14 protein-coding genes are annotated in these 12,802 nt (G+C 65.1%); 10 read left to right on the plus strand and 4 right to left on the minus strand.

What is annotated here, in order from left to right; genetic code table 11:
* Positions 1-163: 163 nt before the first annotated feature.
* On the plus strand, positions 164-1,090 hold the full coding sequence (locus AWC31_RS06240; protein WP_085143479.1) for an acyl-ACP desaturase: 927 nt from the start codon (positions 164-166) through the stop codon (positions 1,088-1,090).
* 41 nt (positions 1,091-1,131) lie between these two features.
* Here AWC31_RS06240 and AWC31_RS06245 read toward each other — a convergent pair whose 3' ends face one another.
* Positions 1,132-1,467 (minus strand): DUF6766 family protein, encoded by a 336-nt coding sequence (locus tag AWC31_RS06245; protein ID WP_067845749.1) that lies wholly within the window; start codon positions 1,465-1,467, stop codon positions 1,132-1,134.
* 168 nt (positions 1,468-1,635) lie between these two features.
* On the opposite strand from AWC31_RS06245, the gene AWC31_RS06250 reads away from it, so the two are divergent.
* Both AWC31_RS06250 and AWC31_RS06255 read left to right on the plus strand, forming a co-directional pair.
* Positions 1,636-3,240, plus strand: coding sequence for an SLC13 family permease (locus AWC31_RS06250; RefSeq protein ID WP_085143480.1), 1,605 nt, complete (start codon positions 1,636-1,638; stop codon positions 3,238-3,240).
* Positions 3,240-4,292 (plus strand): tartrate dehydrogenase, encoded by a 1,053-nt coding sequence (locus AWC31_RS06255; RefSeq protein ID WP_085143481.1) that lies wholly within the window; start codon positions 3,240-3,242, stop codon positions 4,290-4,292. Before AWC31_RS06250 ends, AWC31_RS06255 begins: the two co-directional genes overlap by 1 nt.
* A gap of 204 nt (positions 4,293-4,496) precedes the next feature.
* Here the strand turns inward: AWC31_RS06255 and AWC31_RS06260 are convergent, their stop codons facing one another.
* Both AWC31_RS06260 and AWC31_RS06265 read right to left on the minus strand, forming a co-directional pair.
* On the minus strand, positions 4,497-5,330 hold the full coding sequence (locus AWC31_RS06260; protein WP_133060113.1) for an ESX-1 system-associated protein: 834 nt from the start codon (positions 5,328-5,330) through the stop codon (positions 4,497-4,499).
* A 230-nt stretch (positions 5,331-5,560) separates the two neighbouring features.
* The gene (locus AWC31_RS06265; RefSeq protein WP_085143483.1) at positions 5,561-6,340 is read right to left on the minus strand and encodes a hypothetical protein; all 780 of its coding nucleotides are present in this window, start codon (positions 6,338-6,340) and stop codon (positions 5,561-5,563) included.
* Between the two features lie 156 nt (positions 6,341-6,496).
* Between AWC31_RS06265 and AWC31_RS06270 the strand changes: the two genes are divergently transcribed.
* The 7 genes from AWC31_RS06270 to AWC31_RS06300 all read left to right on the plus strand — a co-directional run bounded on the left by AWC31_RS06270 (position 6,497) and on the right by AWC31_RS06300 (position 11,399).
* The gene (locus AWC31_RS06270) at positions 6,497-6,814 is read left to right on the plus strand and encodes a hypothetical protein (RefSeq protein WP_067845730.1); all 318 of its coding nucleotides are present in this window, start codon (positions 6,497-6,499) and stop codon (positions 6,812-6,814) included.
* Between the two features lie 30 nt (positions 6,815-6,844).
* Positions 6,845-8,167 (plus strand): WXG100 family type VII secretion target, encoded by a 1,323-nt coding sequence (locus AWC31_RS37650; protein WP_198538807.1) that lies wholly within the window; start codon positions 6,845-6,847, stop codon positions 8,165-8,167.
* Positions 8,168-8,193: 26 nt separating this feature from the next.
* On the plus strand, positions 8,194-8,712 hold the full coding sequence (locus tag AWC31_RS06280) for a hypothetical protein (protein ID WP_085143484.1): 519 nt from the start codon (positions 8,194-8,196) through the stop codon (positions 8,710-8,712).
* Positions 8,713-8,872: 160 nt separating this feature from the next.
* Positions 8,873-9,196, plus strand: a complete 324-nt coding sequence (locus AWC31_RS06285; protein WP_067845723.1) for a hypothetical protein — start codon at positions 8,873-8,875, stop codon at positions 9,194-9,196.
* An 86-nt stretch (positions 9,197-9,282) separates the two neighbouring features.
* Positions 9,283-9,741 (plus strand): GNAT family N-acetyltransferase, encoded by a 459-nt coding sequence (locus tag AWC31_RS06290; RefSeq protein ID WP_085143485.1) that lies wholly within the window; start codon positions 9,283-9,285, stop codon positions 9,739-9,741.
* An 84-nt stretch (positions 9,742-9,825) separates the two neighbouring features.
* Positions 9,826-10,677: an alpha/beta fold hydrolase gene (locus AWC31_RS06295; RefSeq protein WP_085143486.1), complete on the plus strand. Its 852-nt coding sequence runs from the start codon at positions 9,826-9,828 to the stop codon at positions 10,675-10,677.
* Positions 10,678-10,703: 26 nt separating this feature from the next.
* Positions 10,704-11,399, plus strand: a complete 696-nt coding sequence (locus AWC31_RS06300; RefSeq protein ID WP_234816751.1) for a class I SAM-dependent methyltransferase — start codon at positions 10,704-10,706, stop codon at positions 11,397-11,399.
* Positions 11,400-11,402: 3 nt separating this feature from the next.
* On the opposite strand, the gene AWC31_RS06305 is transcribed toward AWC31_RS06300, so the two are convergent.
* On the minus strand, positions 11,403-12,800 hold the full coding sequence (locus AWC31_RS06305) for a purine-cytosine permease family protein (protein WP_085143487.1): 1,398 nt from the start codon (positions 12,798-12,800) through the stop codon (positions 11,403-11,405).
* Positions 12,801-12,802 lie beyond the last annotated feature (2 nt).

Genomic DNA, 12,802 nt, shown 5'->3' on the forward strand with positions numbered 1-12,802 from the left:
CGGTATACCCAGTTATTGACGGGGATGAAACGCCGAGTGTCAGGGCCGGCGGTGGCAAGTCGCTCGAAAGAAATGTGGTTTCGGGTCTCGACCCGATGGGAAACCTACGCTACCGTAACCTACGGTGACGTAAGTAGGGCTTCTGACTACGGGGAGAACGAAAATGGTCACGATTCAAGACGCGGTCTTGACAGAGTTGGAGCCGGTGGTCGAGGCCAACCTCAACCGGCACCTGGGACAGGCGAAACCGTGGAATCCGCACGACTATGTGCCGTGGAGCCGTGGCCGTGACTTCGCGCTGTTGGGCGGCGAGGATTGGACGCCAGAGGATTCACAGCTCGACGAAGTAGCGAAGGCCGCGCTGGTCGTCAATCTCCTGACCGAGGACAACTTGCCCTCCTATCACCGCGAAATCGCCGTCCGGTTCGGCCTCGATGGACCGTGGGGCCAGTGGGTCGGCCAGTGGACTGCCGAAGAAGGGCGCCACAGCATCGCTATTCGCGATTACCTTGTCGTCACGCGCGGTGTCGATCCGGATGCCCTTGAGCGTCTTCGGATGCAACACACGGTCGCCGGCTACGACTCAGGCGACAAGACTGTTCTCCAGGCGCTGGCCTACGTTTCGTTCCAGGAGCTGGCCACCCGGATCAGCCATCGCAACACCGGCCGGGCGGCCGGATGCCCGATCGCCGAGCAGATGCTGACCCGCATCGCGGCCGATGAGAACCTGCACATGGTCTTCTATCGAAATCTCGTCGCGGCCGCGCTCGACGTCGCACCGAACGCCACGATGGAGGCCGTTGCGAACGAGGTGATCAACTTTCAGATGCCGGGCAACACCATGCCAGGTTTCGCCGAGAATGCGCTCACAATCGCCAAAGCCGGAATCTACGATCTCCGATCGCATCTGGACGACGTGCTGCGGCCGGTGCTGCGGTTCTGGAAGATCTTCGAACGTGAGGACTTCACCGGCGAGGGCGCCCGAGCACGAGACCAATTGGGCCAGTTCCTCGAGCTGGTCGACGCGAAGGCGTCCTACTACGAGCAGCGCCGTATCGAACGAGACGCTGTGGCTGCCGCGCGGACGTGACGTGCGAATCGCCGCCCCGCACAGTGGTTTTCGCTCTCCCGTCACCTGGGCGGCGGGGTGGGTAGCCCCGCCGCGTCCTTGAGCTCGTCGATCTTGGCCTCGATGCGTTCCAGGTCCTCGGCGTCCACCCGGAAGATCCAGTGTTTGGCGCCAAGCAGCAGGATGGCTTGGAACACGAGCTGCAGCCACTCGCTCTGCCAGTTCTCGAAGGTGCTGGCGAAGAACTCCGGCCAGTAACCGGACCATTCGAACGGCTGGCCATGGGCTTGCTGCGTGCTGGTGTATTCGGCCATCTGCGTGAAGAACTGCCCGATCCACGAGCCGGCGAAAAGGATGAGGAGAAGGTATACCGCTCCCCATCGTCTGATGTGCGACACATCGGGAGAAGTACCCCCTGCGAGCACTCGAAACACTTCGACGCTCAGACGCTCCGCTGAGCAACGCGCTCGATCCGAGGATTAGATCCACGCACGTACGGGAATCCCGAGTGCACGCGATGTGACCCGGACCACACCGCGTGTCTCTACTTGCGGGCAGGGGGCGTCATGACCACGAAAGAACCGGTTACCAGAACCGATGTCGACAAGGCACTGCTCGGCAGTGCGACCTATCGCAGCCTCGGTGAGCAGAGACTGACACCGGCCGAAGAGCGGTTCGAGAAGGCGCGGCGCACGATCGGTCTGTTCCTCGCACCCGTCGTGACGATCGTGTTTCTGCTTCTCCCGCTGAACATTCCGCCTCAACAACAGACACTTGCCGGCGTCCTGCTCGGCGTGATCGTGCTGTGGGTGACCGAAGCGGTGCCGATCCCGATCGGCGGCTTGCTCGGTGTGGCCGTGGTCGTCTTCCTCGGCGTGGCCCCGGTCGATGACGTGCTCGGTCCGTTCGGTTCGTCCACCATCTTCACGTTCATCGGTGCGTTCATCCTGGCTCAGGCGATGCTCAAACACGGTCTCGCACGCCGGTTCGCGTTCCGGATCCTCGCGCTCCCCCGCGCCGGCAGTTCCACCACCGGCGTCATCATCGCGTTCGGGGCGATCACCTGCCTGCTGTCGGCATTCGTGTCCAACACCGCGACCGTGGCCATGTTGTTGCCCACGGCGCTCGGCATCCTCGGTGTCATCGCAAAACTGCTCCAGAAGCAGGGCAAGGTCGAACCCGACTTCGATCCGCTCCGGCTCAAGGTCGGCGCCGCGATCATGCTGATGCTCGCCTATGCGGCGAGCGTCGGTGGTCTGCTGACGCCGGTGGGCAGCCCACCGAACCTCATCGGCCGCGGCCTCATCGAGGAGGCCACCGGTGAGCGCATCAGCTTCGCCCAATGGTCGTTGATGGCCGCACCGATCTGCCTCTTGATGTTCTTGGTGCTCGCCTTGGTGCTGATCAAACTCAACAAGCCGGAGATCAAACACATCGACGGTGTCGACGAGTATGTCGCAAAGGAACGCGAGGAGATGGGCCGCTTCTCTCGCGCGGAGAAGAACACCTTGATCGCGTTCGCGGTCACCGTGACGCTGTGGATCTTCCCCGGCATCATCGCGTTGATCTTCGGCAATGACTCGGACATCTACGGCACGATCAGTGAACGTCTCGACGAGGGCACCGTCGCGGTGTTCGGCGCCGCGCTGCTGTTCCTGCTGCCGACCGATTGGCAGAGCCGCGAATTCACGTTGCGGTGGCGCGATGCCGCCGCAATCGACTGGGGCACAATCGTTCTCTTCGGCACCGGCATCATCTTCGGCTCCCTGCTCGCCGACACCGGCCTCGCGGAGACGATCGGCACATCGGTCGCCGATGCCCTCGGGCTGTCGAGCATCATCGCGATCACCGTCTTCGCCGTGCTGCTGGCGATCGTGGTCTCGGAGACGACGAGCAACACCGCCTCGGCGGCCGTCGTCGTGCCGATCGTGATCCCGGTGGCGGTCGCCGCGGGCGTCAACCCGTTCGTCCCCGCGCTCGCCGCCACGTTCGCCGCGTCGTTCGGCTTCATGCTGCCGGTCTCGACGCCGCAGAACGCGATCGCCTACGGTTCCGGGGCCGTACCGATCACGACGATGATCCGCTCGGGCGTCACGTTCGACATCGCCGGCGCTATCCTCATCATCGTGTTCCTACCTCTGATGATCGCCCTGATCGGTCTCGGCAGCTGATGGCCCGACAGCGAATCGCAGTCATCCCCGGCGACGGGATCGGCGGGGAGGTCATCGAGTCCGCCCGAGCTGTGTTGGACGCCGTATCTACCCGTCACTCAACAGATCTCGAGTTCACCGAATTCGACTGGTCCTGCCAGCGCTACGAGCGGACCGGCGCGATGATGCCTGCCGACGCGATCGACACCCTGCGGGACTTCGACGCGATTCTGCTCGGCGCGGTGGGCTGGCCCGGCGTGCCCGACCACGTATCGCTGTGGGGCCTGCTGATCCCCATCCGCCGCGCCTTTCGCCAGTACGTCAACCTGCGGCCCATCCGGGTGTTCACCGGTGTGAGCAGTCCCCTGCGCAACGCCACCGACGTCGATTTCGTCGTGGTGCGCGAGAACGTCGAAGGTGAGTACAGCGAGATCGGTGGTCGGCTCAACCGAGGCTTCCCCGAGGAAATGGCTGTGCAGGAATCCGTCTTCACCCGGGCAGGGGTAAGCCGCATCGCCGACTACGCACTGGAATTGGCCAAGACCCGGCGCGGGTACGTCACGTCGGCCACCAAGTCCAACGGCATCGTTCATACCCTGCCGTTCTGGGACGAGGTGGTCGCCGAGCGCGCCGCCCTCCATCCCGACGTCCGCGTCGACAGCGAACACATCGACGCACTCGCCGCGAAATTTGTCCTGCAACCCGAGCGGTTCGACGTCGTGGTCGGCTCAAATCTCTTCGGGGACATCCTGTCTGACCTCGCTGCTGCGGTGGCCGGGTCGATCGGCATCGCACCGTCGGCCAACCTCGACCCCACGAAGCAGTATCCGTCGATGTTCGAACCGGTACACGGCTCGGCGCCCGACATCGCGGGCAAGGGCATCGCGAATCCGGTCGGCGCGGTCTGGTCGGCGGCGATGATGCTCGAACACCTGGGCCACACGTCGGCGGCAGCTGACGTCATGGCCGCAATGGAGGCCACCTTGGCCGACGCGGACACCAGGACTGCGGACCTCGGCGGCCACGCGTCCACCATCGAGGTCACCGATGCCCTCATCGCCGCGTTACCGTGACGATCGCCCGGTCGATGTCCAGACTCGGTGAACTCATCTGCGGCGCAGGGTAAGTCCGGAGTTTCGCCATGGTCTGCGGCATCGATCGCCACCACACGAAACGACCTCGTTCATCGGGCCTCGCCTCTGCATGTTGCAGGGCGAATACCTGAACCGGGCACTTCAACCGCTCGAACGCCTACCGCCGCGCGTCGGACGATTTGCTCATTTCACCGCAGAGCAAATTGCTTTCACCGAACCACTCAACGAACTCGCGGCCTTCCACAGCGCATGGTCACCCGGTTGGAAATGCGGCAGCCGATCCGCATACGCACTTTCGTACATCGCCTGGCCGCGCAACAGGTCGGCGAGTAGCGGATCGCGGGCCTTGTCGGCCAACTGCCGCAGGCCTGCCGCCTCTTCGCGCATGACCGGGATGACCGCCATGGTGACCGACCGCTGTTTCGGCGACCAACGTGTCGCGGGCACGCGCGCATCGGTCTTGACCCAGGCCTGCAGTTTGGCTCCATATGCGGCGGACGCCCGCTCCCACTGGCCGCACACCGGATCAGCCTTTGCCGGAATCGCGGCGAAATGCATGACAGTCGGCGCAACTGGCTCTGCGGGAACCGGTTTGGTCTCGGTGACCGGCGCTGCTGTCGTCGACCCCGTGTCGTCTGGCCCGAAGAACGCGGTCGCGATGGCGCCGACGAGCACCGCCGCGATCACAGTCGCGCCGACCGACATCCAAATGCGGCGCTTGCCTGCGTCGAAAGACGCGCGATGCCTGCCACTTCCGAGCGCGACCTTGAACGCGGCGTCAGGTCGGGCGCGAAGTTCCGCGACGGCCACCTCGATGGCCGCGGCCGGGGTGCCGAGGTCGGTGAGCTGCTTGACGAATCGCGCGATAGAGACGAGGTCACCGCTGTAGAGCGCCTCAGGCGGCTCCATCGCCGGCAGGAAGCGCTCGACGAGGTCTTCCCTCAGATTCGACGCGCGTGCGACTTCGGCGGCAGTCAACCAGCGCCCAGGAGTTACGTCGGGCGCGAAGCTACTCATAGTCGTCCTTCCCCCAAGTGCCCTGATGATTGGTACAACAATGAGCGGTGACGTGCAACTGCCGTTGCGGGATAGCAACGTTGCGGCGCTATCTCGTCGTTAGCTCACCATGGCACTCGCCATCACCCGTCATCGGGGACATGTGATCGACTGGCAAACACCGGTTTTCGCAGCACCGCGGCGGCGTGGCGCCTGCCGGGCAAGCCAATCGGGCTGGGAGTCAAGGCTATTCAGAAGTCCATGCCGCGCAGGTGCGCCAGAAGCGCGATGTCAGCAGAGATCAGCCGATCGACCCGGCCGGCGAGGTCCGACTCAGCGACGGGGACGGCGTGACTGAAGTCCGGCGCATAGACGTAGCTACCGTCGCCCTCGATGTGCAGGCACGCGACGAGGGGTTTGGTCCAGTCGACCCCCCACTCACGTGCCGGTTGGCAGCGCGACTGGATGATCGCAATGGCGGCGACTTCGTCGTCGGCGATCGTGTGGTGATCGGGCGCGGCCGGTCGCTTGACGGCGGTGAGCACAGACCCCACACCCTCACTGTCGTCTCCGGCGACGGCGGCATCGGCCGGCCCGTCGAAGTATCCGACGTAACCGGGCACCACGATCCGTGGATGCGCCCCCGGGGTGGGGAGGCCGACCAATCCCGCGCCCTCGGCGCCCAGGTCCTCGGCGGGCACTGCGAAAATCTCGACGACATCGTCGGAGCGCTGACGGGCGAGATAGCCGGTGTCGCCGCCTCGGAAGCCGAGGATGCGGCCGTCGGCAATGCTTGCATCACGATGATGTACCCGGCCGGTCAACCAGATGTCGGCCGCGACGTACGCGTCGGTCCACTCACGGAACTGGGCGAGGTCACCGTTCGCGAGGCTGTCTTCGACCGAATCACGGCGTTCACTGCCGCGGTGCGGTGTTCGGGTGTGCGCAAACGGGTAGGGCAGGCTCTCGTGACCGGCGAGACGGCCGAGCGCGGCGAGGTCAGAGAGCTCGATCTCCCCCACCGGACGCATGTGCGATCCAAACACGTGTAGCGGCCCCCTTTTCGTCGATCACCATAGCGCCGGTGCGATCGCTTCTGTATTGCCACAACGGTTTACGATTCCGTTGACGCCATTTGCTTGTTACGGTGGTTTCGATAGACGTGGTCGGTGCATGCGGGGGGCACAGTGGCAGATCCGTTGGAACTTGAGTTGGCCGCGTTGGGCCGGCTGTCGGTCGACCTCAACCGCCTTGGCGGTTCACTCAAGCGGACCAGCGAGATTCCCTCGATGACGGCGACGCCGGACCCCGCCGTCGACATGCCATCTCTGGTGGCGGCCAGGCCGGTCAGTACGCAGACCATTCGCGAATTGCAGGGCACGGTGGCCGATCGGTTCACCGAAGTCGGCTATTTGGTGGATCAAGCCCGAACCCTCTTCCGGGATGCCGATGACAATCGCGGGTGGGTCATCATCCGCACCGGAAGCCTGCTCCCACCCGACTGAACGTTCTAGCGATAAGGAGTCGGCGCGGTGGTGACACGCAAACAGATCGACGCTGCCAGGCCCGAGACCGTGCTGGGTATGGCGCGATCCTGGAAGCAATCGGCGGCTGATCTTGTCACCGCCGCCGAAACGTACCAGAGCAACATCCGCAACCCCGGCGGTCAGAGCTGGTCCGGAGCCACGGCAACCGCGGCGATCTCGATGGCCGCCAACGACCGTCAGGCCATCGACAACCTGCGGCAGGCCATCGACGCGATGGCCGACGCCGCCACCAACTCGATGAACGACCCCGTCATCCCCAACCTCAACGATGTCCGCTCGAAAATCTCCTCGGCCGAGGCGGCCGGATTCACCGTCAACGACGACCTGAGCGTCACCTACCCCGCGACCGATCCCCCGGATCCGAAGAAGAAGGAAGACGCCGAGAACCGGGCCACCGCAATCCAGTCGGCCGCGACCAAGTGGTGGAACTCCGATCAGGCGGTCGCCGATCAGATCAATCGTGACAAGCAGGGCCTTTCGGTCAAGCTCAACTCCACCAGAGAGCCCAACTCGGCGGAATACGAACGACTCCTGCGCGAAGCGGGCCTGCTCACCGGACCGCCTCCGACCGGCTATTACGCGCAGTGGTTGGCGAATGCCGAACGCCAGGGCATCGCACCCGAGGTACTCGTCGAGATCGCCAGGCGACACGGCATCACACCCGAGGACTTCGAGATCTTCGACGGCATGAAGGAAATCAAGGATACGGACGGCAAGTCGTTCTTCCTGCTTCCCGACGACATCAGCGGCGACGACGCACGCAAAGCAGTGTTGATGACCTACATCCTCAACGCGGGAACCGACTACGGAGACGCAGGCCGAAGGCCGGGAGTCAAGAACGACTTCGCCGAGACGCCGTACTCGGCCGATGAAGTTCAGCGGATCATCGACCGTCAGGAAGACAACAGCTGGAGTTATAACGACGATGTCGGATTCGTCCACGGCAACGGCGGGCGTCTGGTCACGACACCCAACGGCATGATGATGGGCCTCGGCGGGAACGAACTCCAGGACCTGTACAGCGCGAAAGGCGGAACCGCGTGGGGCGACACGTTCATGGTCAACATCGACGACCCGGCGGATCCGGCTGCGCAGCTCGAAGACATCGTCGAATCCGGACGCGCCTGGTACACCGACGACAACGGCAAGCCATACGAGGGGTCGCTCGACTTGGATAGGCTTTTGCACCACGAGGAGCGGCATTCGCAGCAGTGGGCTGAACATGAGCACCTCGGCATGGGGTGGAGACTCCTCACTGACAGCCGGGGCCTCGAGGAAGACGCCGGGCTATCTGACGGGGGTTACAACTGATCGGCCGCGCATCCGTTGCAGCGTTGGTGGTCGCCGCGGCCGTGACCGCCTGCGGCGGCAACGACGACTGGAGCCCGAGCGCGCAATTCGCTCCCTCGCTGCAGCCTGCCTTCGGCGCCCGCGTCACCGACGGTCAGCTCCGGATCTGGACGGGCTCGCCGTGCACGGGTGTGACGCGGCTGGCACTCACCTTCAATCCCGATCAAGCCGACCGTGCCGACCTGGTGCTCACCTCACCAACAAACGAGGGAGCGCACGTCGAGCACCTCACCCTCGGCGGCCCGTATCCGGGGCTGGAGATATCCGAACCACTTCCGGACGGCTTCGACTGGCGCAGCGCACGCTCGTTGCGGATGGTGATCTCGGCCAGCCGCGATGGCTGGGGCTCGACTTCCGATCTCACGCAAGTCGTCACCGGCTCCACACAGCACGGTACCGACGCCTATTGGTTCCAGGACATCGGCTGGCTCACCGCCGCGGACGTGGCGGCCCAGGACGGCAAAACGTTCCTTGCCACCTGCACATCCGACCCGGCGAAGGACTGATGGCGCCGATTCCTCGATCACGCTGACAGCAGATGGTTTTCGAACCGTTACCGGTTGCACAGCCAGGGCACATGACCGACACAGGGCAAACCCATCGCGCCTCCATAACTTCATTCCACGTGTGGCTGGATCGCCGCATGGACAGAAACGGAGTGGAGCAATGACTTTCAAACGCACGATGGGCGTGTCAACGCTGGCCGCCGGAATCGGCCTTGCCGGATTGCTCGGCCTCGGCCTGCAAACGGCAAGCGCAGAACCCGGGCCGGACTGCAACCGACCCGGCAACCAGCAATGCGGCAACCAGCACAATGACAATCGCAATGACCGCGGCCCGGCACCGGTCGACTGGAATCACCGGGGAATCGACCAAGGGCGCGCCGACCACCAGCCGTTCAACTGGAACGGCCATCAGGTGACGCCCATGCCTGCCGCCGACGGGCGCGGATGGGGCTTCTGGTTCCTGGGCACCTGGATTCCGCTGTAATCGAACTCGGGGGTGGGGGCGGCAACGAGCCGCCCCCACCCGTTTCCTCACGGCAGGCCGACGCCGGTCGGGTAGGTTTGGGCGCCATGCCAGACGACGCCGTTCTGCGCACGGCGACCCTCGCCGATGTCGCGGCGATCGAACGCGTGATCGACGAGGCATTCAGCCGCTACACCGCCCGCATCGGCCGCGAACCGGCGCCGATGGTGGCCGACTACCGAACGGAGGTCGCGAATCAACACGTCACCGTACTCATCGAGGATGCCGACATCATCGGCGTCCTGGTGACCGAGGACCGCAACGATCACATGCTGATCGAGACGGTCGCACTCGCCGCCGCCGCACAAGGACGGGGATACGGGCGTCGACTGCTGGAACACGCCGAATGCCGAGCCAGACGCCTCGGCTACGCGCAGGTGCGGCTCTACACGAATGCCGCCATGACCGAGAATCTCACCCTCTATCCGCACCTCGGTTACCTCGAAGTCGATCGAGCCATCAGAGACGGCTTTTCCCGCGTGTACTTCACAAAAGACCTCGACTGAACCGCGACGTCCGTCCACGCGCCGAACCCGGCGGTACGCTGCCGACACATCGTCGAGATGTCTTCGCGAGTGAAGGGGCCGTACATGGAGCAGTATCGCCGCGGTGAGCTGGTGTTCGAGCTGATCGACGCGGGACCGCCCGATGGCCCGGTAGTCGTACTGCTGCATGGTTTTCCACAGCAGAACAGCAGTTGGGACGCCATCATCGCGCGGTTGACCGCAGCGGGTTACCGCTGCCTGGCGCCAAACCAGCGCGGCTACTCACCGGGTGCGCGCCCGACGCGGCGGCGGGACTACCGAATGACCGAACTTGTCCGGGACGTGCTGGCACTCATCGACACCAGCGGCGCAGACCGAGTCCATCTGGTCGGGCATGATTGGGGCGCGGCGGTCGCGTGGGGTGTCGCGGCGCAGGCACCGGCCCGGCTCGCGTCGCTTTCGGCCCTGTCGGTGCCACACCCGCTTGCCTTCCTTCGCTCGATGCCGACAAGCCGGCAGGGCCTGGCGTCCTGGTACATGTATCTCAACCAGTTGCCGCGACTGCCCGAGCGAATGATGCTGGGACGCGATGGCCGCGGTGAGCCGTTGCGAAAATCGTTGCGGCGCAGCGGACAGTCCCGCGAAGTCGCCATGCGCGACACGCGCGCGATGACGGAGCCTGGTGCGCTGACCGCCGCCCTCAACTGGTACCGGGCCATGCCGCTGTCCCTGACCGATCCCCGTGGCGCGCGGCAGAAGATCACGGTCCCGACACTGTACGTGTGGAGTGACCACGACATCGCGGTGACCGCCAAGCCTGCCCATGACACCGCGAGGTACGTCGCCGGGCCATACCGATTCGAGACGCTGCGCGGCGCATCACACTGGTTGCCCGAGGAGGAGTCCGACGCCATCGCAGACCTACTCGTGGAGTGGTTTGCGGCGCACCCGATCTGAGAGTGCACACTGGGCAGGTGCCCGAGATGGTAGGACCCCAGCCTCAATACGACGTATTCGCCGACGAGTTCCTCGACCATGCGCGCGACGGACTCTACAACGCTCACTATGACCGACCAGCCTGTCTGGCCCTGCTCGGTGACGTCGACGGCCTTACCGTCCTGGACGCCGCGTGCGGCCCCGGTCTCTACGCCGAGGAACTGGTGTCGCGGGGTGCGCGCGTGATCGGTCTCGACATCAGCCCGCGCATGGTCGAATTGGCCGGGCAGCGGGTTCCTGACGGTGACTTCCGGGTGCATGATCTGAGCGCACCGCTCGACTGGCTGCCCGATCGGTCCGTCGATCTCGTGCTGTTCGCACTCGCGCTCGAATATCTCGACGACCGGCCCGCCGCGTTGCGGGAGTTTCACCGGGTGCTGCGGCCCGGCGGCGCGCTCGTATTGTCGCGGCAGCATCCCACCGGCGACTGGCTGCGGCACGGCGGCAACTACTTCGAGCCCAGGGTCATCGAAGAGACATGGAGCAAGGGCTGGCAGGTGCGGTACTGGCTGTCGCCGCTCGAGCAGACCTGCGAGGAACTGCGGCAGGCCGGCTTCCTCATCGAGCAGTTGCGCGAACCACGACCGACACGGCGCGCGTGCGAGCTTGATCCAGAGACGTATCAACGCCTTTCGACACAGCCCACCGGATTTCTCGCGATCCGGGCGGTTCCGCGGTGCTGAGGCTCACGGCTGTGGTTGACGACTCCTGGGTCGGGCCAGCCAGCGGTAGCCACCGTAGAGAACAAGTGCGGCAACGAAATTGACGAAGTAGGCGATGTCGGCGCCATGCCACGCGACGGCCACCGGGCCTTGGATCAGCGTGGTGTTCATGAACGGCATGGCGATCAGATAGGCCAGCACGAACGCGATGAGCGCCGCGACCGCGTCGCGCCGCCCGGTGGGTTCGGTGGCCGGGTCGATGGTCGCGCGGCCCCCGATACGGATCGCCCAGTCGACGACGACAACGGCGACGAACGCCGGGATCCAGTAGCTCACCAGCAGCAGTACATCGGTGAAGCGAGTGGCGGTGTCGGCCGCATGCAACCACAGGATCAGGAAGAACGCGAGCACCGTCACGATCACGGCCGACACCGGACGCCGAACCCGAATACCGATGGTCTGCAACGCCAGTGACCCGCTGTAGTCGTTCATCACGCCCGAGCCGATCGCGGCCAGCGCGATCACCAGTAACGCGAGCCCCCCGAGCAGGCCGCCGCCCATGACCGCTTGCACCCCGGCTGCCGTGTGTTCGCCGATGGCTGCGGCCGCCGCGATCCCGATGCCCTGAACGAACGTGTAAGCCAACGCGATTCCGGCGAAGGTGTACCCGAACACCTGTACCCGCGGCGAGTCCGCCGGCAGGTAGCGGCTGAAATCGGCGGCATAGCTCGCCCACGAGATCGCGAGGCTGAGCGCGATCGTGACCTCGAAGACGAACGCCCCCACGAGGTCGGCGCCGTGCACCGTTGCCGGGGCGACGATGTCGTGCCCACTGACGAGCTTGGCCGCGAACACCACGAAGGTGACGAACAGGATGACCGTCAGCACCGCCTGCAGCCGGTGGATCAACTCGTAGCCGAAGAAGCCCACCACGCCCTGGACTGCGAGCACGACGAGAACTGCGATCCAGAACGGGATGCCCAGCAGCGTGGCGAGGGCCTCCCCGCCGAAGAGCCCGACCAGCGCGTCCCAGGCGATCGACGAACCCCATTGCAGGATCCCCGGCACCACGACGAACCCACCGAATGCCATGCGGGAGTTGGGAAGCTGTCCCGCTCCGGTGCGCGGTCCCCACGTCGACAGATACGCGACCACCAGCGAACCCAGCACCGTCCCGATCACCATGGCCAGCAGCCCCAGCCAGAATCCGAGACCGAGCGCGATCGCCAGCGTCCCGGTAAAGACGCCGGTCATGTTGACCTGCGGGGCGAACCAGACGGTGAACAACCGGGCCGGGTGCCCGTAGCGGTCATCGGCGCCGACAGGTGCGATGCCATGGGTCTCGACGGTCAGATCGCCGGCCCCGGACGGCCTGCGCCCGCTGAAGGTGGACGCGTTCAGCGCACTGGATCCCAAAGACATGG

This window comes from Mycolicibacterium wolinskyi (genome assembly GCF_002101965.1).
In the GTDB taxonomy this organism is placed as follows: domain Bacteria; phylum Actinomycetota; class Actinomycetes; order Mycobacteriales; family Mycobacteriaceae; genus Mycobacterium; species Mycobacterium wolinskyi.

What these genes read in the sequence shown, in the direction of transcription:
- AWC31_RS06295 (WP_085143486.1), top strand. Translation starts at nt 9,826, where the DNA reads ATGGAGCAGTATCGCCGCGGTGAGCTGGTGTTCGAGCTGATCGACGCG.
- AWC31_RS06285 (WP_067845723.1), top strand. Translation starts at nt 8,873, where the DNA reads ATGACTTTCAAACGCACGATGGGCGTGTCAACGCTGGCCGCCGGAATC.
- AWC31_RS06260 (WP_133060113.1), bottom strand. Translation starts at nt 5,330, where the DNA reads ATGAGTAGCTTCGCGCCCGACGTAACTCCTGGGCGCTGGTTGACTGCC.
- AWC31_RS06305 (WP_085143487.1), bottom strand. Translation starts at nt 12,800, where the DNA reads ATGTCTTTGGGATCCAGTGCGCTGAACGCGTCCACCTTCAGCGGGCGC.
- AWC31_RS06265 (WP_085143483.1), bottom strand. Translation starts at nt 6,340, where the DNA reads ATGCGTCCGGTGGGGGAGATCGAGCTCTCTGACCTCGCCGCGCTCGGC.
- AWC31_RS06250 (WP_085143480.1), top strand. Translation starts at nt 1,636, where the DNA reads ATGACCACGAAAGAACCGGTTACCAGAACCGATGTCGACAAGGCACTG.
- AWC31_RS06255 (WP_085143481.1), top strand. Translation starts at nt 3,240, where the DNA reads ATGGCCCGACAGCGAATCGCAGTCATCCCCGGCGACGGGATCGGCGGG.
- AWC31_RS06300 (WP_234816751.1), top strand. Translation starts at nt 10,704, where the DNA reads ATGGTAGGACCCCAGCCTCAATACGACGTATTCGCCGACGAGTTCCTC.
- AWC31_RS06290 (WP_085143485.1), top strand. Translation starts at nt 9,283, where the DNA reads ATGCCAGACGACGCCGTTCTGCGCACGGCGACCCTCGCCGATGTCGCG.
- AWC31_RS06240 (WP_085143479.1), top strand. Translation starts at nt 164, where the DNA reads ATGGTCACGATTCAAGACGCGGTCTTGACAGAGTTGGAGCCGGTGGTC.